20 protein-coding genes are annotated in these 24,978 nt (G+C 57.9%); 9 read left to right on the forward strand and 11 right to left on the reverse strand.

Annotated elements, in window-relative coordinates:
* The first annotated feature begins 55 nt into the window (after positions 1 to 55).
* From PspS04_RS15425 to PspS04_RS15435, 3 genes are all read left to right on the forward strand, one after another.
* A complete protein-coding gene (locus PspS04_RS15425) occupies positions 56 to 1,078 on the forward strand; it encodes a histone deacetylase family protein (RefSeq protein WP_159996339.1) in 1,023 nt (340 codons plus the stop codon).
* Positions 1,079 to 1,279: 201 nt separating this feature from the next.
* Positions 1,280 to 2,626, forward strand: coding sequence for an OprD family porin (locus PspS04_RS15430; protein ID WP_159996341.1), 1,347 nt, complete (start codon positions 1,280 to 1,282; stop codon positions 2,624 to 2,626).
* Positions 2,627 to 2,835: 209 nt separating this feature from the next.
* Complete coding sequence (locus PspS04_RS15435; protein ID WP_095168620.1) at positions 2,836 to 4,062, forward strand: MFS transporter; 1,227 nt, start codon at positions 2,836 to 2,838, stop codon at positions 4,060 to 4,062.
* 34 nt (positions 4,063 to 4,096) lie between these two features.
* On the opposite strand, the gene PspS04_RS15440 is transcribed toward PspS04_RS15435, so the two are convergent.
* On the reverse strand, positions 4,097 to 5,710 hold the full coding sequence (locus tag PspS04_RS15440; RefSeq protein WP_159996343.1) for a mechanosensitive ion channel family protein: 1,614 nt from the start codon (positions 5,708 to 5,710) through the stop codon (positions 4,097 to 4,099).
* Between the two features lie 300 nt (positions 5,711 to 6,010).
* Entirely contained in the window at positions 6,011 to 7,258 is a 1,248-nt protein-coding gene (locus PspS04_RS15445; RefSeq protein WP_414860984.1) for an OmpP1/FadL family transporter, read from the reverse strand.
* Between the two features lie 404 nt (positions 7,259 to 7,662).
* Between PspS04_RS15445 and PspS04_RS15450 the strand changes: the two genes are divergently transcribed.
* Complete coding sequence (locus PspS04_RS15450) at positions 7,663 to 9,318, forward strand: arylsulfatase (protein WP_095168613.1); 1,656 nt, start codon at positions 7,663 to 7,665, stop codon at positions 9,316 to 9,318.
* A 380-nt stretch (positions 9,319 to 9,698) separates the two neighbouring features.
* Here PspS04_RS15450 and PspS04_RS15455 read toward each other — a convergent pair whose 3' ends face one another.
* Positions 9,699 to 11,126: an efflux transporter outer membrane subunit gene (locus tag PspS04_RS15455; RefSeq protein ID WP_159996347.1), complete on the reverse strand. Its 1,428-nt coding sequence runs from the start codon at positions 11,124 to 11,126 to the stop codon at positions 9,699 to 9,701.
* An 89-nt stretch (positions 11,127 to 11,215) separates the two neighbouring features.
* Between PspS04_RS15455 and PspS04_RS15460 the strand changes: the two genes are divergently transcribed.
* The 3 genes from PspS04_RS15460 (at position 11,216) to PspS04_RS15470 (ending at position 16,078) form a co-directional block, all read left to right on the forward strand.
* Entirely contained in the window at positions 11,216 to 11,830 is a 615-nt protein-coding gene (locus tag PspS04_RS15460; RefSeq protein ID WP_095168605.1) for a TetR/AcrR family transcriptional regulator, read from the forward strand.
* A gap of 76 nt (positions 11,831 to 11,906) precedes the next feature.
* On the forward strand, positions 11,907 to 13,013 hold the full coding sequence (locus PspS04_RS15465; protein WP_159996349.1) for an efflux RND transporter periplasmic adaptor subunit: 1,107 nt from the start codon (positions 11,907 to 11,909) through the stop codon (positions 13,011 to 13,013).
* On the forward strand, positions 13,010 to 16,078 hold the full coding sequence (locus tag PspS04_RS15470; protein ID WP_159996351.1) for an efflux RND transporter permease subunit: 3,069 nt from the start codon (positions 13,010 to 13,012) through the stop codon (positions 16,076 to 16,078). Before PspS04_RS15465 ends, PspS04_RS15470 begins: the two co-directional genes overlap by 4 nt.
* Positions 16,079 to 16,097: 19 nt before the next feature.
* On the opposite strand, the gene PspS04_RS15475 is transcribed toward PspS04_RS15470, so the two are convergent.
* Positions 16,098 to 17,294 (reverse strand): ISL3 family transposase, encoded by a 1,197-nt coding sequence (locus tag PspS04_RS15475; protein ID WP_237235012.1) that lies wholly within the window; start codon positions 17,292 to 17,294, stop codon positions 16,098 to 16,100.
* Between PspS04_RS15475 and PspS04_RS27825 the strand changes: the two genes are divergently transcribed.
* Positions 17,205 to 17,393, forward strand: coding sequence for a hypothetical protein (locus PspS04_RS27825; protein ID WP_237235034.1), 189 nt, complete (start codon positions 17,205 to 17,207; stop codon positions 17,391 to 17,393). The genes PspS04_RS15475 and PspS04_RS27825 overlap by 90 nt on opposite strands.
* Positions 17,394 to 17,523: 130 nt before the next feature.
* Here the strand turns inward: PspS04_RS27825 and PspS04_RS15480 are convergent, their stop codons facing one another.
* The 6 genes from PspS04_RS15480 to PspS04_RS15505 form a co-directional block, all read right to left on the reverse strand.
* The gene (locus tag PspS04_RS15480; protein WP_095168599.1) at positions 17,524 to 18,381 is read right to left on the reverse strand and encodes a hypothetical protein; all 858 of its coding nucleotides are present in this window, start codon (positions 18,379 to 18,381) and stop codon (positions 17,524 to 17,526) included.
* Positions 18,382 to 18,576: 195 nt separating this feature from the next.
* On the reverse strand, positions 18,577 to 18,960 hold the full coding sequence (locus PspS04_RS15485; RefSeq protein WP_159996353.1) for a nuclear transport factor 2 family protein: 384 nt from the start codon (positions 18,958 to 18,960) through the stop codon (positions 18,577 to 18,579).
* A 47-nt stretch (positions 18,961 to 19,007) separates the two neighbouring features.
* Positions 19,008 to 20,243, reverse strand: coding sequence for an MFS transporter (locus PspS04_RS15490; protein WP_095168595.1), 1,236 nt, complete (start codon positions 20,241 to 20,243; stop codon positions 19,008 to 19,010).
* A 115-nt stretch (positions 20,244 to 20,358) separates the two neighbouring features.
* Positions 20,359 to 20,982 carry a malonic semialdehyde reductase gene (locus PspS04_RS15495; RefSeq protein ID WP_159996355.1) on the reverse strand — a complete coding sequence of 208 codons (624 nt, stop codon included), beginning with the start codon at positions 20,980 to 20,982 and terminating at the stop codon, positions 20,359 to 20,361.
* A 23-nt stretch (positions 20,983 to 21,005) separates the two neighbouring features.
* Positions 21,006 to 22,001, reverse strand: a complete 996-nt coding sequence (locus PspS04_RS15500; RefSeq protein ID WP_159996357.1) for a 2,4,5-trihydroxytoluene oxygenase — start codon at positions 21,999 to 22,001, stop codon at positions 21,006 to 21,008.
* Between the two features lie 264 nt (positions 22,002 to 22,265).
* The gene (locus tag PspS04_RS15505) at positions 22,266 to 23,132 is read right to left on the reverse strand and encodes a fumarylacetoacetate hydrolase family protein (RefSeq protein ID WP_159996359.1); all 867 of its coding nucleotides are present in this window, start codon (positions 23,130 to 23,132) and stop codon (positions 22,266 to 22,268) included.
* A 234-nt stretch (positions 23,133 to 23,366) separates the two neighbouring features.
* Between PspS04_RS15505 and PspS04_RS15510 the strand changes: the two genes are divergently transcribed.
* Positions 23,367 to 23,981 carry a TetR/AcrR family transcriptional regulator gene (locus PspS04_RS15510; RefSeq protein WP_095168760.1) on the forward strand — a complete coding sequence of 205 codons (615 nt, stop codon included), beginning with the start codon at positions 23,367 to 23,369 and terminating at the stop codon, positions 23,979 to 23,981.
* Between the two features lie 18 nt (positions 23,982 to 23,999).
* Here the strand turns inward: PspS04_RS15510 and PspS04_RS15515 are convergent, their stop codons facing one another.
* Positions 24,000 to 24,926 (reverse strand): SphA family protein, encoded by a 927-nt coding sequence (locus PspS04_RS15515; protein ID WP_159996361.1) that lies wholly within the window; start codon positions 24,924 to 24,926, stop codon positions 24,000 to 24,002.
* Positions 24,927 to 24,978 lie beyond the last annotated feature (52 nt).

Below are 24,978 nucleotides of genomic sequence, written 5' to 3' on the forward strand. Positions count from 1 at the left end.
CCGCGTTATCGGCCAACGCACATGCAACCTGAATTGTCTTGGCATGAGGTCATCCATGAAAACATTTTTCCACCCGGCACAACGTCTGCACCATCCACGTTCCTACCTCTCGCGCGGGCAGATGCGCGAGCCGCAAGAGGTGCCCGCGCGTATCGACCCACTGCTGGCGGTGGTCAAGAAGCTCGGCTACCCGCTGCAGGAACCGCTCGACTACGGTCACGCGCCACTCGCCGCCGTGCACAGCCCGGCCTACCTGGATTACCTGAGCAGCGCATACCAGCAATGGCACGAGGTGCCGGAAGACTGGGGCGATGAGGTGATGTCGAACATTTTCATCCGCGAAGGCAATCCGCTGCGCGGGATCCTGGGCAAGACCGCCCGCTACCTGGCCGACGGCAGTTGCCCGATTGGCCAACACACCTGGCAGGCCGCTTACTGGTCAGCGCAAAGTGCGGTGGCCGCCGCCCAGGCGATTATCCAGGGCGATGAGGCGGCCTACGCCCTGTGCCGTCCACCAGGACACCATGCCCGTGCCGAAGGCGCTGGCGGCTTCTGTTTTCTGAATAACGCAGCAATTGCCGCCCAGGCGTTGCGGGGCACGTTCGCCAAGGTCGCGGTGCTGGATACCGACATGCACCATGGCCAGGGCATCCAGGAGATTTTCTACGACCGCGACGACGTGCTCTACGTGTCGATCCATGGCGACCCCACCAACTTCTACCCGGTGGTGGCCGGCTTCGACGACGAAACCGGCACTGGCCGCGGTGAAGGTTTTAACCTGAACCTGCCGATGGCCCACGGCTCCAGCGAGGCGGATTTCTTCGCGTGCATGGACCAGGCCGAGGCCGCCTTGCGCGCCTTCGCCCCAGACGTACTGGTGCTGTCGCTGGGTTTTGATATCTACGAAAACGACCCGCAGTCCAAGGTCGCGGTAACCCATGAAGGTTTCCGAGTACTGGGCCAGCGAATCAAGGCGCTGGGCCTGCCATGCGTGGTGGTGCAGGAAGGCGGTTACGACATCGCCACCCTCGACGAAAACGCTGCGCGGTTCTTCGACGGCTTGACCGCCTCGCGCTGAGCCTCAATCGCCCGGGCTGGTTAACCCACCAAGGGTTGCAGCCTGGGCTTACCGAGCAATACCTAAAACAACAAGGGTGCAACTTACGCCTCGGCGCAAGTTAGCGGTCGGGCTTGACCTTGCCCGCAGCAAACACACCTGGTCCAGAACAATAAAAATTCACGCTGCCACTCTTAAACGTTGGCAAAAAGGAAGTGCACCATGTGGTTCAAACTTTTCACCCTGGGGATGGCCGGCGCCAGCGTCTGCCTGAGCAGTACCGTAGTGGGCGCGGCAGAGTCGGCCAGCGGCTTTATTGAAGACAGCACGACGTCGGTAGGTTTGCGCAACTTTTACTGGAATGCCGACAACCGTAGCGGCAGCTACCGCAACCCCGAAGGCGAACGGCAAAGTTATCGTCAGGAGTGGGCGCAGGGGGTACTGGCCAAGTTCAACTCAGGTTATACCCAGGGGCTGATTGGTTTCGGCATGGATCTGCATTACATGGGGGCGCTCAAACTCGACGGCGGCAACGGACGCGTCGGGGATGGCATCGGCAATGGCGGCATCGTTGCACGGGACAATCAAGGAGAGCCTAAAGGTGGCTACTCCAAGGCCGGTGGCGCGGTGAAGATGCGGGTCGGCCATACCGAGTTGGCCTACGGCGATCTGTTTCCCGACTCGCCAGTGCTCAAATACGGCGACATTCGTCTGTTGCCGCAAACATTAAGGGGTTTCAACGCCACGGATCGCTCGCTCGACGGCCTGACCCTGAATGCCGGGCGTTTTGTCTCCAGTAGCGACCGCGCGCAACCCAATCATGGTGGGCATCTGGGCACGGCCTACAGCGGGCGCCAGGCCGATAGCGAGTTCGTCAGTTATTACGGCGGTATTTACACGGGGGTCAACAACCTCAAGATCAAGCTATTTGGTTCCGAACTCGATGACATCTGGAATCAGCAGTTCGCCTCGCTTGACTACCGCCTGCCATTGACCGTCGGCGGCGTGGTGAATACCGGCGTCAACTATTACCGTACCCGCAATACCGGCGCGGCATTGCTGGGCGATATCCGCAACGATGCCTGGAGTGCGCGTGCGGGGTATGCGCTGGGTGGGCACAAGTTTGAACTGGCCTATACGCAGATCGATGGAGACCAGCCATTCGACTATGTCTGGAACAGTTTTGATATCGAACTGGATGCGGCCTCCCAGGGCAGTGACTTCAACAGCCCCAACGAAAAGGCCTGGAGTGCCCGCTATGACTTGGATGCCGCCGTGCTCGGCGTGCCGGGCCTGACCTTCACCGCGCGCTACATTCGTGGCACTGACATCGACGGCAGGGATGCCGGCGGTGCCTACTCCCGATACCAGGCGGTGCACGATGGCTCGCAGTGGGAGCGGGACCTGTGGGTCAAATACGTGGTGCAGTCAGGACCGGCGAAGAACCTGTCGCTGCGCTTGATGCTCGCCTCGATGCGGACCGGTGGCGATTACGGCGCGATTGCCAACGACCTGGATCAAACCCGGATCATCCTGGACTACCCCTTGGACCTGGGTTTCCTGCGCTAGCTTGAACGCGCTCCCAGCGAGCGCAATCAACAGAGGCCATCGCCGGCACCGCCGTGTATGGCCTCCCCCCCGCCAAGAACCTCGCATTGATTGCGCTGATGATTACTATCGAGCGGCACGCCTGTTGAATATCCAGGACTGATTCCTATAATCGCCTCCCTTTTCCCCCCGCCTGCCTGCAGGCGACCTGTCCCTCTGGAATCAACACCATGCCAAGCGCCAGCCAGGCCCCTCGCGACATCCCCGAACATAGCCAGCAAAGTGTCAAACAGCAGTGGTTGGCGATTCTCTCCGTCGCCGTAGGTGCATTCGCCCTGGTCACCAGTGAGTTTCTTCCGGTGGGCGTACTCAACGATGTCGCCAGCGACCTTGGCATCAGTGCCGGCCACGCCGGCCTGATGGTTACCCTGCCCGGCATCATGGCCGCCCTGGCCGCCCCCTTGCTGTCTGTGGGGATTGGCGCCATGGACCGTCGCTATCTACTGATCGGCCTGACGTTGATCATGATCATCGCCAACTCGGTCGTGGCCTTCGCCAGCGACTTCAACCTGCTGCTGTTCGGGCGCGTACTGCTGGGCATCAGTATCGGCGGCTTCTGGGCGACGGCCATCGCGCTCAGCGGCAGGCTGGCCCCCAAGGGCGTTGGCGTCGCCCAGGCCACCTCGATAATCATGGTCGGCGTGACCTTGGCCACCGTCCTTGGCGTGCCCGTAGGCACCTGGCTCAGCGGCCTGATGGGCTGGCGCATGACGTTCCTGATCACCGCGTTGATGGGTATTCCGGTGCTCCTGGCGCAGGTCTTCCTGCTGCCTCGCCTGACCCCGGAAAAGGCCATCCGCATCAGTGACCTGCCAGCCCTGTTCGTCAATCCACAAGCGCGCGTTGGCTTGATTGCGGTATTGCTGATCGGCCTGGCGCACTTTGCCGCCTACACCTACGTCGCCCCCTTCTTTAAACACAGTGCCGGCTTCGATGGGCCGACTATTGGCTCGTTGCTGCTGCTCTTTGGCGTGGCCGGGGTCATGGGTAATATTTTTGCCGGCTTCGCCGCCAACCGCAGCGTACGCCATACCCTATTGCTGGTCGCACTGATGATCGGCACCAGCACCGCCCTATTCCCCCACTTCGCCACCGGCATGACCGGCGCGGCGATGCTGATCGCGCTCTGGGGTTTCGCCTTCGGCGCCTTCCCGGCCTGCGCCAGTATCTGGATGTTCGTCGTAGCGCCCAAGGATGTCGAACGCGGGATGCCGCTATTCGTCGCCTTGTTCCAGGTGATTATTGCGCTGGGTTCGTTTTTCGGCGGGCAGATCGTCGACCACCTGGGCAGCTCGGTGCTGCTGAGCCTCGCCACGGCGCTGGTAGGTTGCGGTTTTGTCACGGTGCTGGTGCTGGGGCGGAACATCACCAATAGCCTGGCGGCCCAGCCCTGCTAACCCGGGCCAATTTGTGAGCGCCCTGCAATAGCGCTCACAGTTCCTTCGATTGTTGCGCGGGTGCGGTAAACCATTTGTCCTTGGGTACACGCTTCTCTTCGCTGGGGTCACCGAGATAGTGCGGCGACATAATTTGCACTGAGTACTCGTTGAATACGTCCTGGATATTGGCGTGCAACAGGCTGAGCAATACCGCCCGCGGTCGAGGTTGACTCGGAATTGCCTGGGCCACCAGTCGATACTCGGGATAGAAGTCCGACAACGCGGTCTGGAACACCTGCGCCGGAGGGTCTTCGAGAACACCGGGGGTGCGCCTGGCGGCCTCCAGCAACATCGCCTCGACCTGCCGCCACGGCGTGTCGTAACCGATGGTCACGACCGTGTCGACCACATACCCAGGACCTTGCACGGTACGGGAGTAGTTCTTGGTAACGGTGGCGGTAATCATCGAATTGGGCAGCGTCAACACCTCCCCCAGACCTGTTCGGATGCTAGTCGTGAACATGCCCAGCTCTGTGACGGTGCCTTCATAGTCGCCAATGCGCACGAACTCCCCGGGACGCAAGGTTCGGGTGTACGTGAGGATCAATCCGGCCGCCGCCTGCCCGACCACACTGGTGGCACCGAGGGAAATCATCAAACCGATCAGTACCGACAAACCTTTAAAGGCATCTGTACCGGCGCCGGGCAAATAGGGATAAGCCATGGCCAAGGCAAACAGCCAGATAGCCAGGGAGGTCAAGCGCTGGGTCGGGTGCAGGGTTTCTTGATTCAGCCAACTGAAGGTGCCGGGGACCGCCATGCGGCGCAAGATCCGGCGACTGAAAGCTGAGATACCACGGGCAATGAAAAAGATTGCGACTGCGACGCCGAAACCAGGAATTGCACCGACGATCCCTTCGAGTAGATATCCCGCGACGTCCAACAGATAGTTGTTGAGGCTTTCGCCCCAGGGCCGGGTATAGGGAAACCGCGACAAAATAAAGCCAAGCCATTCATACGTGAGCAACAGCACGACGAGCCAGCGCAGTAACCCGAGTAAACGACTGACCAGCGGATACAGGTAATTGGCATCTATTACCTGTACACGTCCGACTTTCAGCGCCTGTGTATGCCGATCCATCAAGTCCGGCAGTTTCCTCAGCAATCTGCGGCGCAGATACGCCATGCCCCAGAGCGCGGCAATCAGAATACCGGTGGCAAGGGCTGCAGCTGCCAGTGACCTGAAAATGAAATGCAGGCTGCGGGCTTCCTGGGTTTCGCTAACCACCTGGCGCAGTTTGTCGGCGGCGCTTTCTGCGGCCTGGCGCACTGATTCAAATTGGCTGGCATCGACATCCTGGGGAGAAACAATAAACGCGCGCCTGGAGCCCAGCAGCACCATATAACTGTTCTGAATGGAGTCGAGGGTGACATTCAGATCGTCTGACTCATCCATTGCCTCACTGATCGCCGCTTTCGCACGCTTGACCCGTATTTCCGGTATTTCACCGTATAACGCGGCGCGGAAAACCATGACGCTGCGGTTGTAGATTTTCAGTTCCGCGGAAGCAGGTTCTACCGTTGCGCGAGAGTCCTGCGCGAACGCGAAAACTGAGCAAAACAACAAGAAAACAGCAATCAATTGCGCGAGAAACCTGCTCCGCATGCGTCAGTTCCTTACTTGACATAATTCAGGTCAGGGGTACGTATCGCAGCGTAGCTCAACGACGGGCTGTTTGCTGATTGAGGGGTGCCCGAGCACGTTGGCGAACACCGCATTGGCGGCGGTGGGAGGCGTACTTTCTAGCCAGGTAGCTATTGCAGGGCGATTACAACTATAGACCTTTAGTTGGAATTCGCAGATCGGCGGCAAAGGAGTCACGACGACCCAAACTCCATTAGGTTTGGGTCGGTGGTGTAATGGTTAGCGCAATCGGTTCCGTCCACTTGCGAAAACGCTCACACCTCAGAATCGCCAGGTCATGTTGCCGCTGAGGGCTTGGATCCAGGCGTCGCCGTACTCCCCGGAGACTTGATGACCCGAGATCGACTTGGTCTGGTCCACAGGCATATCGCCTAGCCAGACCATGGCCCAACTGACGTTGATGTCGGTGTCTTGATTAAGCGCATAGGTTGCGCCTGTGGCGATGCGCCAGGATTCGCCCATGGGTACAATCACGCTGCGTTTGCTGTCGGAGACGGCGCTGCTGTCGTAGGCCATACCAACATTCCACAGCCATTGCTCGGTAGCCTGGTACTGCGCGCCCAGGGACAGGTGCCAAGTGTCCTTGAACCCGGCATCGACTGATTTCGACTGTGCGCCCAACGCCGTGGTGTCGACCTGTACACCGATCTCACCGAACTGCGACCAATCCTGCCAATTAGCCGAGGCCAGCAAAGCCCATTGCCGGTCCAATTGCTGGAACAGGCTGAGGGTCACGGTCTGCGGCACGCTGGTGTCGAGTTTGGTGGCGGTGTCGTTGATGCGCTCCAGCAGACGCCCGTCGCCTTTCACATCCAGCCGGTCTTCGAAGTCCAGATCGACTTTACTGGTGTAGGTCAGGCCAATACGCGTGCCGGATTGCGGGGCGTAGATTACCCCGACATTGGCGCCATAACCCCAGGCCCCGTCCTTGTATTTGTACTGACCGTCAGCACGATCGGTGAAGCCGAAGGGAGCGCGGTCGATGGCGGTTTGCGCCTGCATCATGCCGTACATGGCCTTGACGCCAACACCCACCGACCATTGCTCATTAAATCGGTACGCAACGCTGGGTACCAGGGACAGACCCAGCAGACTGGAGTTCTGCGCGAAGTAGCGACCGTACCAGTCATTGTCGTAGTTGACCGCCAGGCCGAAGTCACCGTACTGGCCGAAGCCGACGCTCCAGTGGTCGTCGAGTTCATGGCTGATAAAGAAACTGCCACCGGGAATCGGGTCGAGAGCGTTACCGCTGCCGGTTCCTGCGACATTGCTACCGGCGTCGCGATCGAAGCTCAGGTCGCCATACAGCACTTGCAGGCCTGCGGTAATTTGTGTGCCTGACAGGTAACTCATGCCCGCGGGGTTACTGGCGATGGTCGATGGGCCCTGGGCGCGCGCAGCGGCACCGGCGTTGGCCAGGCCGGCATTATCGGTGCCAACTTCGTAGAGCAGAATGCCGCCGGCCCAGGCTTGCTGGCAGCACAGTGCCAGGAGTGTGCAGGCGGGCATGACACTACTTCTGGTTGGCATGATTAACCTCACAACTATCCATTGTGCGAATAACGTAGCGCACGCACCCGACTCCAGGGCGTAACAGTTGGTGCGACCGCGCACGCTCAAGTCGAATAGATACTAGTCAAGAAAACACAAACCATGCTCTTCGAAGCTGCTTGGTATTGAGGCGGTAAAGGTGAACGACCTCAACAGTGAATCCGATTTCGCGCAAGATGCCATTAACCTACTAGGCTCTTTGGGTGCTTTGAATTAAACGGGAGTTCTTTCGATGGGTCGGTTGGCCCCTTGAACTGCCTTTTGGCACGGCGTAGGGGGATTTACTCACCGAGATCCTGATCGTTGCGTACTTGATGTATGAGTAACAACTGAAAGGGTCAACCTTCGATAGGGTACCGCTTATGAAACGGCTCTCACATCGTACCAAGTTCTACCTTGCGTGCTCATTGCTCATCGCCCTCAACGTTGCCCATGCAGCCCAGACCGAAAAACCCAATATCCTGTTCATAGTCTCCGACGATACCGGCTACGGTGACCTCGGCCCTTATGGCGGCGGTGTAGGTCGCGGCATGCCGACACCGAGCATCGACGAACTTGCGGCGCAAGGCACCACTTTCTTTTCGTTCTATGCCCAACCCAGCTGCACTCCCGGCCGGGCAGCCATGCAGACCGGGCGCATTCCCAACCGCAGCGGCATGACCACTGTGGCATTTCAGGGCCAGGGTGGCGGTTTGCCGGCAGCCGAATGGACCCTTGCCTCCGTTCTCAAGACCGGTGGCTACGACACTTACTTCACCGGCAAGTGGCACCTGGGCGAAGCCGATTACGCCATGCCCAATGCCCAGGGCTACGACGTCATGAAGTACGTCGGCCTTTATCACCTCAACGCCTACACCTATGCCGATCCAGAATGGTTCCCGGACATGGACCCCGAGACCCGCGCCATGTTCGCCAATGTCACCAAGGGCGCGCTGTCCGGCAAGGCAGGTGAAAAACCGGTCGAGGAATTCAAGATCAACGGCGAGTATGTCGATACGCCGGTTATCGATGGAAAACCCGGTGTGGTCGGGATTCCCTACTTTGACGGATATGTCGAGAAAGCCGCCATGGAGTTTCTCGATACCGCCGCCAAGTCCGACAAGCCGTTTTTCATCAACGTCAACTTCATGAAAGTGCATCAGCCGAATTTGCCGGCACCGGAATTCGTACATAAGTCGATTTCCAAATCCAAGTACGCCGACTCGGTGGTGGAACTCGACACCCGGATTGGCCGCATCATGGACAAGCTCAAAGCGCTGGGCATGGATAAGAACACCCTGGTGGTTTACACCACCGACAACGGCGCTTGGCAGGACGTTTATCCGGATGCCGGCTATACGCCCTTCCGCGGCACCAAAGGCACGGTACGCGAAGGTGGCAACCGAGTACCGGCAATCATGGTATGGCCGGAAAAAATCAAACCTGCGATGAAAAACCACGACATCATCGGAGGCCTGGATCTGATGGCGACATTCGCGTCGGTGGCCGGCATTAAACTGCCGGAGAAAGACCGCGAAGGTCAGCCGATCATGTTCGACAGCTACGACATGACCCCGGTATTGCTGGGGACCGGCCCCTCACCCCGCAAGGAGTGGTTCTATTTCACGGAAAACGAACTGTCGCCCGGTGCCGCCCGTGTCGGCAACTTCAAGGCCGTTTTCAACCTGCGCGGCGATGACGGCGCCCAGACCGGTGGCCTGGCGGTCGACTCCAATCAGGGCTGGAAAGGCGCCAGCAAGTACGTGGCAACCGTACCGCAGGTCTTCGACTTGCTGCAGGACCCGCAGGAGCGCTATGACATCTTCATGAACAACTTTACCGAACGCACTTGGTCGATGGTTCCTATCAGCATCGCCATCAGCAACTTGATGAAGACCTACGTGCAATACCCGCCTCGCAAGATGCAAAGCATGACTTACGACGGACCGATCGAGCTGTCGAAATATCAAAAGTTCCAGTCGGTTCGAGAGGAACTGCAAAAAGAAGGCATTCACTTGCCGATGCCCGCCGGAAACTAGTTAAGCAGGCAATGAGCGGCGGCTTTATCTACGGCCGCCGCTTAATGACAGCGTCAACCGTGTTCTTTCGCAGAAATATCGGGTCATGCCCAGTGTCCAGTCAGTGCCAGGCGGTTCGCGAAGGCAGGACACCCTGCACGGCGCTGCAAAAAATCTGGCAATATTCGGCCGCACTGAGGACACAGGCATTACTGTCCGAAGAGGAGATACCGGCGAGCACCTGCTCCCCGACCCATGCCGCAGCCTCTGCATCGAGACCGATTTCATTCAGTGAATGAGCAATCCCCAGCAATCGGCTAGGGCTAGACTGTTACTTTGTGGGAAATGAACCTCTGCCGTTTCTGCTTATTTCAGTTAAATAGATCTGTCCCCTCTTGGGGTTACCATCCGCCACCGAGTGCTTTGAATGCAGCAACCGCCGAGCGCGCCGATTCCGTTTGTGCCTGGGCCCGGGCGTCGGATGTCTGCAGGAGCTTTTCATCGGCACGTAGCACCTCAATCAAGCTGATCGCGCCTTTTTGATATCCCATGAATGAGGATTGTCTCGCTAAGGCAAGAGCGGTTTCACCTCTGCCCAGCGTGGCAGCCTGGGCTTGGCGATTGGCCAAGGAGGAGAAGGCGTTCTCAACATCTGCAGTGGCTTGCAGGACTGACTGGCGGTAAGCGGCCAGGGCTTGCGCTTCGCTGCCCTTGGCCTGCTCGATCTGAGCGTTTACTCGGCCGAAATCGAAAAGCCTCCATCGCAGCCCTAGTACGGCTGCCGATTGGCTCGCTCCGCTGCTGAACAGATTAGCGCTTGAAACGGCTGTCGCACTGCCCAGCAACGCACTAAGGGAGAGCTTCGGGTAATACTCGCTCATCGCCATTCCAATGCGCGCACTTGAGGCGGCGAGGCGACGCTCAGCCACGATGAGGTCAGGCCTGCGGCGCAGCAGATCCGCGGGTGTACCGGTCGACGTCAACTGCGCAGGTTGCGGAATACCTTTGGCTGTCGCCAAGGTTTGACGATGGGTGCCGGGGGGGACGCCCAGCATTATGTCCAGCGCATTCATGGCCGCATCAAGTCCGGTGCGCAGGACCGGCACGCTCGCCTGGGCCTGCGCAAGCTCGCCCTCGGTCTGGCGCAGTTGGTATTGCGCAGCCAGACCCTTGCCGTAAAGCAGCTGAACCTTGTCTAGCAGATCCTCCTGCGTTTTGACCTGTTGCTGGGCAATGGCCAATCGGGTTTGCAGGCCCCGGATGGTGATGTAGGTATCAGCCGTCAGAGCGGCGACTGCAAGCCTTGCTGCAACGACACTTGCTTCAGAGGCCTCGTACTCAGCCAATGCAGCCTGTCTGCCGCGGCGCAGACCGCCGAACACATCCAACTCCCAGCTTGCGCTGAGGTCAGCTTCGTAGGCGTTGCCGTAGCGATCATAGCCGGGCGTCGAGTCAAGGACTTGGCCGAGTGGCGTTTCAACTGATTGATAGGCACGTGCCGCTTGGGCGCTGGTGCTGCCCGAGGGTAGAAGTGCCGCCGTTGCAATGCCCAGTGCTGCCCGTGCCTGGGTGAGTTGCGCATTGGCCTGGGCCAGGTTGAGATTCTTGATCAGGGCCTGTGAGACAAAGTCGCTGAGCATGGGATCTGCGAAACCTTCCCACCAAACGACATTGCTTGCTGAGCGCACGGTAATATTCGGTTCTTTACCCGGTTGCGTCAGAAAACGATCATTGATTGGAGCATCTGGACGCTGATAATCCGGACCTACGGCGCAACTCGCCAGTAGGCCGGTACTTATGACCAGTGCGTACGTAGAGAGCGGGCGCATTGAACTTCCCCTGAGCAGATTTAAGTTGTGACGATATTACAATATGGTCACTCGTTGTCAATCAGGGCTCGTGGAGCTAAGCTGCAAATATGACTAATCAATCGAAGACGACCCCGGCACGCGGTCCATCGGACCATAGCGTGCGTGACCAGGTCGTGGAAGCGGCCACCCAGCACTTCGGACACTACGGATACGAGAAGACCACGGTCTCCGATCTGGCCAAGGCCATTGGCTTCTCCAAAGCCTATATCTACAAATTCTTTGACTCCAAACAGGCTATCGGTGAGGTGATTTGCGCCAACAGGCTGGCAATGATCATGGCCATCGTGGAGGCGGCGATCGCGGATGCGCCAACGGCCTCCGAGAAGCTGCGGCGCTTGTTCCGCGCGCTCGTCGAGGCAGGCAGCGACCTGTTTTTTCACGACCGCAAGCTCTATGACATCGCCGCTGTCGCGGGTCGCGACCAGTGGCCCTCTGCCAAGGCACACGACGAGCGCCTGCGCCTGCTGGTCCAGGAGATTGTTCTCGAAGGGCGGCAGTTGGGCGAGTTCGAGCGCAAGACTCCCCTGGATGAGGCTGTCCAGGCGATTCATCTGGTTATGCGCCCCTACATCAGCCCAGTGCAGTTGCAGTACAACCTGGACATCGTCACGACGGCCCCGGTGCACCTGTCGGCCCTGATACTGCGTAGCCTGGCGCCTTGAGGCGGTGACTATTGACTATATTGGTCACTAAATAGAGAATCGGTTCCCTGTTCACTTGATATGAGTCAGGGATCCCATGCTTCGGTCCAGATCTGCAACCATTGCCGTTTGCTTATTGCCTTTCGTTTTGACTGCCTGCGGCGAATCGTCGAGCGCGCGCGATCCGCGAACTCAACCGCCCCTGGTAAGAGCCGCTACTGTCGCGAGCGCTGATGGCGCATCGCGCTCGTTTACCGGTGTGGTGGTCGCTCGTGTGCAAAGCGATTTGGGCTTTCGCGTGTCGGGGAAGGTGCTGGAGCGCTTGGTTGATACCGGGCAGGCAGTCAAACGGGGCCAGCCCCTGATGCGCCTGGATCCCATTGACCTTGGTCTCCAGGCTCAAGCCCAGGTGCAAGCCGTTGCGGCCGCGGCTGCCCGGGCCAAACAAACAGCCGATGACGAAGCGCGTAACCGCGAACTGGTCGCCGCCGGTGCAATCTCTGCCTCGGCGTACGACCGGATCAAATCCATGGCTGACACGGCAAAGGCAGACCTCAACGCGGCGCAAGCCCAGGCCAATGTCGCTCGCAACGCCACTGGGTACGCCCTTTTGCTCGCCGATGCCGACGGTGTAGTGATTGACACGTTGGCCGAGCCTGGGCAGGTCGTCAGTGCCGGTCAACCCGTTGTCAGGTTAGCGAAGGCCGGGCCACGGGAGGCTATCGTCCATTTGCCCGAAACGTTGCGCCCCGCTGTTGGCGCCCAGGCTCAGGCCAAATTGTACGGCAATGGTACGACGACACTCCCTGCGAAGCTGAGGTTGCTGTCCGACGCAGCTGATCCGCTCACGCGTACGTTCGAAGCGCGCTATGTGCTCGATGACTCAAGCGCCAACCCGCCGCTGGGATCTACCGTCACGCTGCGCATCGCTGACGACACGCCTGCCCAGCTTGCGCTTGCGGTTCCAATGGCCGCCATCTACGACGCCGGTAAGGGGCCGGGCGTATGGATCGTAACGGGCACGCCAGCAATCGTCTCATGGCGCGCTGTGCAACTGCTGGGGTTGAGCGACGAGTCGGCGGCGGTCAGTGGCGACCTCAAGCCCGGTCAACAGATCGTTGCCTTGGGAGCGCATCTGCTCCACGAGGGTGAGGAGGTGCTGGTCCAGCAACCGGATCACGTTATCAAAGGGGAACGACCATGAGCGGGGGCCGTTTCAACCTTTCTGCACTGGCCGTTCGCGAACGGTCCATCACGCTGTTCCTGATTTTTTTGATCGGCGTGGCGGGAACGCTTTCATTTTTTAAACTGGGCCGCGCAGAAGACCCGCCATTCACCGTCAAACAGATGACCGTGATTTCCGTATGGCCAGGTGCGACCGCGCAAGAGATGCAGGACCAGGTCGCTGAACCGCTTGAAAAGCGCCTGCAGGAATTGAAATGGTATGACCGTAGCGAGACCTACACCCGGCCAGGCCTGGCTTTCACCATGGTCTCACTCTTGGATAAAACCCCACCTTCGCAAGTGCAGGAGGAGTTTTATCAAGCGCGTAAAAAACTCAATGATGCATCGAAAAGCTTACCTGCGGGCGTCATCGGCCCGCTGGTCAATGATGAATTCTCGGACGTGACCTTCGCCCTTTTTGCGCTAAAGGCTAAAGGTGAACCTCAACGCTTACTCGTGCGCGATGCTGAATCGCTGCGCCAGCGTTTGCTTCATGTACCGGGTGTGAAAAAGATCAATATCATCGGTGAACAAGCCGAGCGGATCTTTGTATCGTTCTCCCATGAGCGGTTGGCCACCCTGGGTATCTCTGTGCAGGAGATTTTTTCGGCACTCAATAACCAGAACGTTTTGACCCCTGCCGGTTCGATTGAAACCAGCGGGGCCCAGGTGTTTCTCCGTCTGGATGGGGCCCTCGACACACTGGGGAAAATCCGCAACACACCCATTGTGGCGCGGGGCAAAACCCTGAAGCTATCAGACGTCGCGACAGTCGAGCGTGGGTACGAAGACCCCGCGACTTTTCTGGTGCGCAACCAGGGTGAACCGGCCCTGTTGTTGGGCGTCGTGATGCGCGACGGCTGGAACGGCCTGGACCTGGGTAAAGCGCTGGATGCCGAAACGGCCAAAATCAATCAAGGCATGCCGTTGGGAATGACGCTTGCGAAGGTCACTGACCAATCGGTGAACATCAGTTCGGCCGTTGATGAGTTCATGATCAAATTCTTCGTCGCGCTGCTGGTGGTGATGCTGGTCTGCTTCCTCAGTATGGGCTGGCGAGTGGGTGTGGTCGTCGCCGCGGCCGTGCCGCTGACACTGGCGATTGTCTTCGTGGTGATGGCGGCCACAGGCAAGAACTTTGACCGAATTACCCTGGGGTCATTAATCCTCGCGCTGGGCCTGTTAGTGGATGACGCGATCATTGCCATCGAAATGATGGTGGTGAAGATGGAAGAAGGTTACGACCGCTTCAAGGCATCCGCTTACGCCTGGAGCCACACCGCAGCGCCGATGCTTGCCGGTACATTAGTGACCGCTGTCGGCTTCATGCCCAACGGTTTTGCGCAGTCGACTGCTGGCGAGTACACCAGCAACATGTTCTGGATTGTCGGCATCGCGTTGATTGCCTCCTGGGTAGTTGCAGTGGTCTTCACGCCTTATCTGGGGGTGAAGCTGTTGCCTGCAATCAAGCCCGTTGCAGGGGGACATGCCGCTATTTATGACACCACCCACTACAACCGTTTTCGAGGACTGCTGGCTCAGGTGATTGCCCGCAAATGGTGGGTGGCAGGTGCGGTGATCGCTGCGTTTGTGGTGGCGATTCTCGGGATGGGATTGGTTAAGAAACAGTTTTTCCCGACATCGGATCGTCCCGAAGTACTGATCGAAGTGCAAATGCCCTACGGCACCGCCATTGCGGTGACCAGCGCCACGACAGCTAAAATCGAGGCATGGCTGCAACAGCAGGATGCAGCAAAGATCGTCACGTCTTATATCGGCCAGGGTTCGCCGCGTTTTTATCTGGCAATGGCACCAGAGCTACCGGACCCATCGTTCGCCAAGATCGTTGTACTGACGCAAAGCCAGGAGGCACGCGAGTCTCTCAAGCTACGGATTCGTGAGGCTGTTGCTCAAGGGCTCGCACCTGAGGCTCGGGTTCGAGTTACGCAACTTGTGTTCGGTCCTTACTCACCGTTTCCGGTTGCGTATCGGGTGACGGGGCCGAATGCCGACACGTTGCGAGAGATCGCTGGGCGAATTGAAACCGTCATGCAGGCGAGTCCGCTGATGCGCACCGTCAACAGCGATTGGGGGCCACGAACGCCCACGCTGCATTTCTCTGTGGATCAGGATCGATTGCAGGCGTTCGGGCTGACGTCGAGCGCAGTTGCCCAGCAATTACAGTTCCTGCTCTCAGGTATCCCGATCACTTCTGTGCGCGAAGACATTCGTTCAGTGCAGGTGGTGGGGCGAGCAGCGGGTGATATTCGGTTGGATCCTGCGAAGATCGAGGGTTTCACACTGGTGGGCGCCGCCGGCCAGCGCATTCCCCTTTCACAGATAGGTGAGGTCAGGGTACGTATGGAGGACCCGATTCTGCGCCGTCGAGACCGGGCACCGACCATCACCGTACGCGGTGACATTGCCGAGGATCTGCAACCACCGGATGTTTCCAACAAGATAATGAAAGAACTGCTGCCGATCATCGCCAGCCTTCCAGATGGCTATCGCATCGAGCAGGCCGGATCTATTGAAGAGTCGGCTAAGGCCACTGTGGCATTGGCACCACTGTTTCCGATCATGATCGCAATCACCTTGCTGATCATCATCCTTCAGGTACGTTCGATGTCGGCGATGGTGATGGTGTTTTTCACCGCACCGCTGGGATTGATTGGAGTAGTGCCAACCCTGCTGCTGTTCAACCAGCCATTCGGGATCAACGCCCTTGTCGGGCTGATCGCACTTTCCGGGATCCTGATGCGCAACACGTTGATCCTGATCGGGCAAATCGATCACAACGTCAAGGACGGGCTTGAGCCGTTCAATGCGGTGGTCGAAGCGACTGTACAGCGCGCTCGCCCGGTATTGCTCACAGCAGTTGCGGCGATCCTGGCATTCATCCCGCTCACGCACTCAGTGTTCTGGGGCACGCTGGCTTACACCTTGATTGGCGGCACCCTCGTGGGGACCGTCATGACGCTGGTGTTCCTGCCAGCGATGTACTCCATCTGGTTCAAGATTCGCCCGGTGAAAGCGGCAAATTGACTGCAAAAAAAAAGGTTCTTCACGGATTACCGGGAAAGACGCTCTTGATCTTCATGAAAAAGAATTCGCTGTCCCGGTAACCGTACGCCATCCGCTTGATGACCTTTATTCGATTGTTTATTCCTTCCAACTGACCGGTGTGCATCGGCCAGCGAACCCGGCTGACGATGCCCCGCCAGTAACCCTTTAGCCGTTTGGCGAACTGGATCAGAGCTGGTATTTCGCTTTCGTGCGCATGGCGCAGCCATTGCTTCCAGGCCGATCGCCAACCCCAGGCAGTACTCGGGGTCCAGAGTGTTTTGAGTTCAGCCTTCATCAAGTAGACCGTCATCAACGCTTGGTTGGCCGCCAGTAGATCCTCCAGGCGGACCTGTTGTTCCGGCGTTTTCAAGTTCTGCGGATTGCGCAGCAACAGCCATCGCGCCTGCTTGATGACCTTGCGGGCAGGCTTGTCGTGACGCAACCGGTTAGCCTCGTCGACGCGGACCCGATCAATCACCTCTCGGCCATATTTGGCCACCACATGGAAGAGGTCGTAGACCACTCGCGCGTTGGGACAGTGCTGACGAACCTCCAGGTCAAAAGCGGTGTTCATGTCCATCGCCACCGCTTCGATTCGAGCACAACCCTCTGGCCCCAGTTCTTCGAAGAAAGGCCTGATCGCTGCTCGGCTGCGACCTTCACCGATCCACAGCACTCGTCGTGTATCCGCATCCAGCACCACGCTGGCGTAACGATGACCTTTGAACAGGGCGAACTCGTCCATCACCAGACGTCGCGGTTGCGCCTTTGGCAAAACGCTCAACGCCGCTTGCAAGGCTCGACGCTCCAGCAACCGAACGGTGTCCCAGTGCAGCCCAAACAGTTGAGCCACGTGCAGTGTGGGAAGGCGCTCGCAGGCTTGAATGACCGCCTCGGCCAGACGCCGCGTCATGCGGGCATAGCGGTCCAGCCAACTGACGGCCTCCATACGTTTACCGCAGTCACGACAGCCAACACGCCTGAGCAACACGCTGAGGCGCACCGCACGGCCGAGAATCGGTAAATCGCGGACGGTCCGCTCGCAATACTCATGCGTGGTTGAACAGGGTTTTTGGCAGCCGCTACAGGAAGGGAACCGGGTGGCGTGGGGAATCAGGTCGATCTGAAGCGCGTCGCCATCAGGCTTGATGGTGACGACAGAAAAGCCCTCCCAAAAAGGAAGGAAAGTATTAATATCGCGCATAAGAACGCCGTTTTGTTAGATGTGTTTGCTCGCACGAACATCATCAATCAAATCGGCGTTCTTGTTTCTGTGTTTCCCGGGATTCCGTGAAGAACCAAAAAAAAGGCGCCACTAGGGCGCCTAAAACCGCCCCCCAAACCAAGGGAGCAACAAGGGGGCGGGTATTTGCCAGGGCTGCTAATGCTTATGTTTTCAAGCCGTACACATCAGATAACCCAGTTTAGAAATGCCACTCAAGGTGCATTGTCGGTGCGTAGGTGTCAGTCCCGGGCTTGTTGATCGCGCCATATTTGTGCTTCCAATATTCGTAACCCGGGCCGATCAACAGTTTGTTTTTCGTGCCAAAGGTCATTTGTCCGACATCGACCAACAGCGACGCACGAACCAGACTTTCTTCAGCCGTATCCTCCTTGAAGTAGTCTTTGCCTTTTGCTGTCTTGTAGCTGGCAAACCCCTGGAATTTGAGCGGTACACTTCCCATCTGGAAAGGAAACCCCCAAACCATATGAAGCACATAGTACGGATCGAACTGTATATTTTCGGTCTGGCACGCATTTAATCCGCAATGGTTCCACTCCATGGCGTAAAGCAGACTGATATCCAGGTAACCCGGCACGTCGAACTTGAGCGTCGGTCCAACGACCAACATGCGCTTACGGGTAGCGAACTCGGTGTTTTTGTAATTGAGCTCTACCCCGCTGCTCAGCGCTACTTCTTTCACCGGACCGAAGGCCAGCGATCGGTCAAAGACCTTGCTCAGGAACAGTTGATGGCGATAGACCAGGTAGGCTTCAGTGGCACCTGAATCGCTGTCTTTTTTAGGGTCGTTGCTGTCGGACTTGAGGACGTCGAGGTTGAAGAAGTTGGAGCCTGTCTCATTGCCGCTGGCATGGCCCAATTGGTAAATCTCCTTCTGGACTTTGCCCTGGACACTCGGCTCAGTGAAGTCGGTGCCATAGCGAAAGCCGATAAAGGTATCGCTCCAGTCTTTGGCATGTGCGTGATTCGAGGCCAGGCTCATTGCGCCCGCAGCCAGAAGTGCCCTGAAATACGTTTTTTGTAATTGTTGTACGTACATATTCAAGATTCCAATAAGTCAGCAGTTCGGTAGGGATATGCAAGACGACGAAGATCTCCAACCGCTACAAGTTCCAGGCATAAGTACGCCGTGCCCGATTAACCGTAACGGTCGGGATAAAGTTGTCCGCTGTGCTGTTAGTTGCTGAAAAAAACGCCACGCGGGTGATTCAATATCGCGCGCAGACCATCGCCCTCAGACTTTCGAATACCGGGTGGACTGCCAGGCCATCATTTGCCAGCCGGTTTCGGCCTCTCTCCAGACACTGATGTAACGCGAGTTCAATAACATGGGTTCACCTCGGATAATCACGTCCATGTCGATCAGCCCCGTGACAACGGCGCACTCCCCTACCCTGCGGATCTGTTCTTGCCGGCTTTCGAAACCCCGATAATTCCAGATACCTGCACGCATGCCTTGAAGGTAACTGCTCTTGCTGTCGCTTTGGCCATCCGAGTGGCTATAGGTAAGATCGTCGGTATATAGGTTTTCGAGAAACGCCATATCGCCATCGATCATCGCCTGGCGACGGCGCGCCTCCAACTGTGCCAAGTGTTGTATTACGTCTTGCTCTGACATGTATTACCCCTGCGCATGGATATCGAATAGTTCGCGAACCCTCTGGATCAGGGACGAGTAGTTTCCAGTGACACGTTCTGTGCGGGACTCGCCTGGGCTATTTCCACCTGAGGCATGAACAGCATGGTCAAGGTTGCCAGTGCGAAGAAGCCGGCACACACCAGAAGTCCAAGCGCCAAGCTGTAGCTGGTTGCGATGCCACTCAACAGCAATGGGGCAAACGCCGCCAACCCCCGGCCGAAGTTGAAACAGAAACCGGCGCCGATAGTGCGCACTCGTGTGGGGTAAAGGGCACTGAAGTAGGATGCGAACAGGCTGGCGAAGGCATAGAAGAAGGCATAGATCGGCCCCAGCCAAAACAAGATGGCGTTATTCGTCGTGAGCGCATAGATCGACAGCATCACCGCACTCCCCAGCAGCGACAGCAGCGTGGCGTTACGCTTGCCGATGGAGTCTGCGATGAAACCGAAGGCATTTATGCCGATGAAAGCGCCGATGTTCAGGATCGCCATGAAGTTGGCCATCATCGCGATGTTCAGGCCACGCTCTTGCACCAGGTAGGTGGGTAACCAGGTGCTCGCGCCCCAGAATCCGATGACCGCGCAACTGGCTGCCAGGGTGCCCAGCAAGGTCAACCGGAGAAGTTCAGGGGCAAAGATTTCGCCGACCGATACATTCTTATGTAGCTGGGGGCTGGCAATGCTCTTGGCTCTCTGCTCTTGCCACTCACGAGATTCGGGAACAAAGAAAAAGATGTAGGCCACCGGGATAAGCGTCGAGATACCCGCCAGCATGAACAGTACTTTCCAGTCTGGCAGCAGCGTTGCCGCCGCCAATGCCGCGATCGCGGCACCAATCGGAAAGGAACTCAGCACAAAACCGATCGCCCGTGCGCGCTGATGTGCAGGCCAGGTCTCTGTCACATAGGCTGAGACAATTCCCCAGACTCCACCCAATCCCAACCCGGAAAGGAATCGCAGCAGCAAGAGCAATCCCCAGTTGTGGGTGGTTGCTACCAGCGTGGTCAGTACACCGAAAACCATCAGCGATATGAGCAGCGCTTTGCGTCGACCATAATTGTCGGAATACCAACCGGTGGTGATGCTACTGAATCCGATACCGAGCAGAGTCGCCGAAGCGAGCATTCCGGCCTCGTTAAAGGTCAAGCCAAGGTCCTGACGGATAACTGGCAAGGCGATGGTAAGCAGGATGATTTCCATGGCATCGAATAGATAAGCCAGGAAACCGCCGACAAGTACATGCCATTTCGAAATGGACTTCATAGAGGTGTTTTCCTTTTTGTTGTTGTTTTGCCTGACCGATTGATTGAGCACGATGAGCCGCAGCGCTCAATCAGTCGGGCTGGAGGAATTGCATGTTTGATCGTTGTGCAAACAGCTACAGCAGTGAGCAAGCCTCTTCGAAGTCGAGACGGGGGCTGCGTGAAAACAACTTGCCCGGGTCGCCATAACCGAGGTTGCAGAGGAAGTTCGATTTGATCTGCATGCCGGCGAATCCATGCGATCGCCCGGCGCCTGCGGTGAAGAACTCCTGGTCCACCCATTGATGGTCAAATCCGGACATTGGACCGCAGTCGAGCCCCAGTGCACGGGCTGCCAGGATGAAGTAGCCGCCCTGCATTGAACTGTTGCGCAGGGCCGTGGACTCAATCAGTTCAGGCTGCCCGGCGAACCAATCGCGCACACCGGGGTTGTGGGGAAACAGCTTGGGCAGTTGCTCATGGAAGCAGGTGTCATAACCGATGATTGCGGTCACTGGCGCGCTCAACGTCTTTTCCATGTTGCCAGCGCTCAATGCCGGCAGTAAGCGCTGCTTGGCCTCGGCACTGCGCACAAACACGATGCGTGCCGGGCACCCATTGGCGCTGGTCGGCCCCCAGCGCATCAGGTCATACAGTTCTTTGAGGGTGTCATCACTCACCGGTTGGTCGAGCCAACCGTTCTGGCTTCTGGCCTGACGAAACAACAGGTCGAGCCCCTGCCCTGTGATTGCTTGGTTCATGGCATCTGTCCTCTAACGATTGATCAACCGCGGCGCTGGCGCAACGTTGCGGACCGGGGAGCGGTCTGTTTGGCTGCACATTTGCCGCCAAGGAAATACTCCACCGACATCGGAGGCCCCCACTGATAAAGGCTGTCGTCGCAGGCTTGGGTGAAGCCGGAGGGTGAGTCCTGATTGAAGAGGTCGCCGTCGGTGAAATGCTCGATGAGGTTGCCGGACGGGTCACTCCAGTAGTCGAAGATCTGGCTGCCCAACACATGCCGACCAACGCCCCAGAACGGCCGCCAACCTTGTTGGGTCATCCAGGCATGCCCCAGGCACTGCGCGTCGAAGTCCTGCACCTCGTAAGAGACGTGATGGACGAAATCCTTCTCCGCCTGGAACAGGGCAATGGTGTGGTGGTCGGTCCATGCACTCCCGCGATTCAATCGCAGGAAGGCAGCAGTCGGGCAATCTCGATTGGGTTCTTCAACCACCAGATCGGAGGGCAACATGCCAAGCACCTGCGTGTACCAGTCCAGGTGCGCGACCATGTCCTGCACACCGATTGCCGCATGTCCGAGACGCAACACCTGCGCGGCACCTTTACCGGGGCGCTGCACGTCGCCGAAGCGCTGTTTGTCTTGGGCCGAGTTGATGGTCAACGCCGCGCGCAGGGTTAACGCACCCACCGGTTCAATGCCGTGGACCAGTTCGATGCGGCGGCCGGACGGGTCGTGCAGTACGACGCATTGCCCGCCCCCGGGGCCATCAATCGCCTGGATGGAGGAAGCGCCAGGCAGTCGTGTTGCCTGTTGCAGGTCATCGAGCGTCTCGACAGCAAAAGCAATGGCTCCAAAGCTGCTGTGCTCGGCTTTCTCGGCGATGTACACATAAGGCAGTGAACAGGCCCCACGCAGGTAAAGCCGCTGTTCGGTACGGTGCATGACGACCAGACCGAAGTCGGTCAGGAAGCGCTCTATCACTGCTAGATCGGGGTGACGGTAGACGACGTGGTTGATGTCTTTTATCTGCAACACAATAGTGCCTCCTTGGCCGCTTGCAGAGTGGTGCCTCTAGAAGCGGGCCAGCGACAAAACTCAGGGTTACCCGGTCGGATTTGCTCGGGCACACCCTTCAAGGGGAGGAACAGCAGGCCGATCGATTTCAGGGCAGCCGAGTCCGCGAACGGCCATGCAGTTCGGTAGAAATGTGACTGCCTTGGGTGGTGCGTCAGCCTTCGACCACAGGTTAAACCGGGTCAATTGTTCCGCTATCTCGAAAGCAAAAACGCCCGCCTGGATTCAGGCCGGTGGTTGCTCGTCAGCGATTGGATTGCTCAGCGTGCCGAGCCCTTCAATCTCTACTGTGCACAGGTCACCCGGCTTCATGAACAGGGGTGGGCGGCGCGCCCAGCCGATCCCTGCAGGCGTGCCAGTGACGATGACATCACCGGGCTCCAAAGTGACCGCTTCGCTGAGGATCGAAATCAGGTCAGCGACGCTGAAAACCATGTCGGCAGTATTACCTTGCTGCACGATCGCACCATTGAGACGGGTCACCAGACTCAGGCCGCTTGCACCTGGCGGCAGTTCGTCAGCACTGACGAAGGTCGGGCCAAAGGCGCCGGTGGCGTCGAAGTTCTTGCCAATCGTCCATTGCGGCGATTTGAACTGGTAATCGCGGATCGAGGCTTCGTTGAAGATCGCATAACCGGCAACATGCTCCAGCGCACGATCCTTGGAGATATGCCGACCACCGATGCCAATAACAACCGCCAATTCACCCTCGAAATCCAGTTGCTCGGAGACGCGCGGACGAACAATGGATTCGCCATGACCGATCAGGCTCGAAGCGAATCGAGGGAAAAAGGTTGGATAGGACGGCTGCTCGTACGGGCTTTCCTTGGTGTGATCGGCATAATTCAAGCCGACACAGACAATCTTGCCCGGACGCTCGAGGGGCGGCAGGTAGCGTATTTGCGAAGGGTCAAGTAAACGTGCATCGCTCAAGCGATTGTGGGCGGCCTTCAGCGCACCTGCGCCTGCATTGAGCAGGGAGTGCAGTGAGCCGGGGTAGCCTGCTTCATTTTCGTTCAGGCCACGCAGGATGCCCGCTTGGTCGACGGCCAGCCCTTTAGCGCCATCTTCTGAAAATTGTACAAAACGCATGATCTGTACCTCTGTTGTTATTATGCTCTTACGTAATGGTACGGTACGTTACCGTACCGTCAGGGTGAAAGGTGCACCCAAACGAAATGCTCGTCAAGCGTGCAGAATGGCTTTTTATAAAATATTCTGGCCCGAGCTTGCGCCCGGTGTACGCCTGTCCGGCTGGAACGCATACACCGAGCGGCGTACGCTATGGCGAACTTCGTAATGTACTTTCAGGAATACCCGAGACACATGGAAACCCCCCGGCAAACAGCGAAGCGTCAAAGCATTCTCAAGGTAGCGACGGACATGTTCCTCACGGAGGGTTACTCCGGGGTCAGCGTTGACGGGCTCATTGCAAAAACCGGCGGATCAAAGCGCACGATCTATAGCTACTTTGGCGGCAAAGAGGGGCTGTTCGCCGCGATTATCCAGCAGCTCTGCGCTGAGAACGTCAGCCCCCTCACCCACATGGATCTCAAGCAACGGCCCTTGCAGGAGGCCCTGTCGAGCATTGCGGGGATCTTCCTGGATGTGGTGCTATCGCCCCGCACCATCGCTTTGCACCGCCTGATCGTCGCTGAAGCGCTGCGTGCTCCAGACGCGGCCCAGTCGTTCTTTGACGCAGCTCCGGCGACTGCTTACAACTGCCTGGCCGAGTACTTCACCTGGGCCCAGGAAACCGGGCTGATCGTGCCAGGCAACGCCGATATCCGCGCAAAGATTTTCCTCGACGCCCTGACAGGCGACCTGCAATTGCGCTGCTTGCTCGGTCTTGGCAAGTGCCCTTCGAAATTGGAACGTGAACAGCTGATCACGGAGACCATCTCAATCTTCATCAAGGGATTGTTGCCTGCGGCCCGCTAAACCGCGCGAAATCGAGAACTAGAATGCGTGCAGGTAACGCAACGTCAGTTGTGTTCCCTGCGAGCGATTTTCAGCCCCGCTTTCAAAATACAGGTTGGCAAACAATGTCTGCTTTCCTTGCTGATACATCACGCCAGGCCCGATCCCCAGCACTTGCTCGCGTGAATCTTGCTGGCGATGGCCGTCGATCCGGTCATCACTGATTTGCTTGAGCTGATAACCCGCCACGCCTAGCCGCCAGTTGTCGGACACGGCATAGGAAACCGCCAGATTACTGTGAATGGCCTCCCCGGGCTGGATGCTGTCGGCCTTTAACGCGGACGCCGGATCATGGTTGCGACTCGACCACGCATAGTGAAAGCGACCGCTGACTTCCAGGCGATCAGTCAGTTCCCAGGTGAACACATAATGGGGGTTAAACACCCAGACATTGCTGCCGGTATTGATATCCGAGTCAGCGCTGTAGGATCCCGTAGGCAACGAAAAAACAAAGTTCAACCGTTGCCAGTAAGGCCTGCCAAGAACCGAGCGCGGCGACCACTGCAACAGCAGAGGACTGATGACCATGTCGCCCTGTCGCGTACGACTGCCGTCGGGGCCTTGGTCGATATCCAGGTCCAGATGAACCATCGGCAGCAGCACCTCGGCTCCGTAGTTGGCCCCCAGGAAGGTGTTGGAACTGAAGTAGGCAAAATGCGGAAGCACGGTACTGCTACGAACTTTTTGCGTTCCCGGTAAAGCATGGCCTTGGGCATCACGCGCCGAGTTGCTGCGATAGATTTGCGCGGGCAATTCAAACAGCATCCCCGGGCCTGCCACCCCATCCATGAAACTCGCATTGCCCAATGCCAAGGGCGGCAAGCTGACGCTATCGGCCTCGCTCGATAGGCAAACAAAAACCGAGCCGATGCCGATGGCCTTGATTAACCCTGCCTGTTGGCGCATGTCATGCCTTCTTATGTTGCTGGTAAAAAAATCCTGAACGGATAATCCACAA

This window comes from Pseudomonas sp. S04, from assembly GCF_009834545.1.
In the GTDB taxonomy this organism is placed as follows: Bacteria; Pseudomonadota; Gammaproteobacteria; order Pseudomonadales; family Pseudomonadaceae; genus Aquipseudomonas.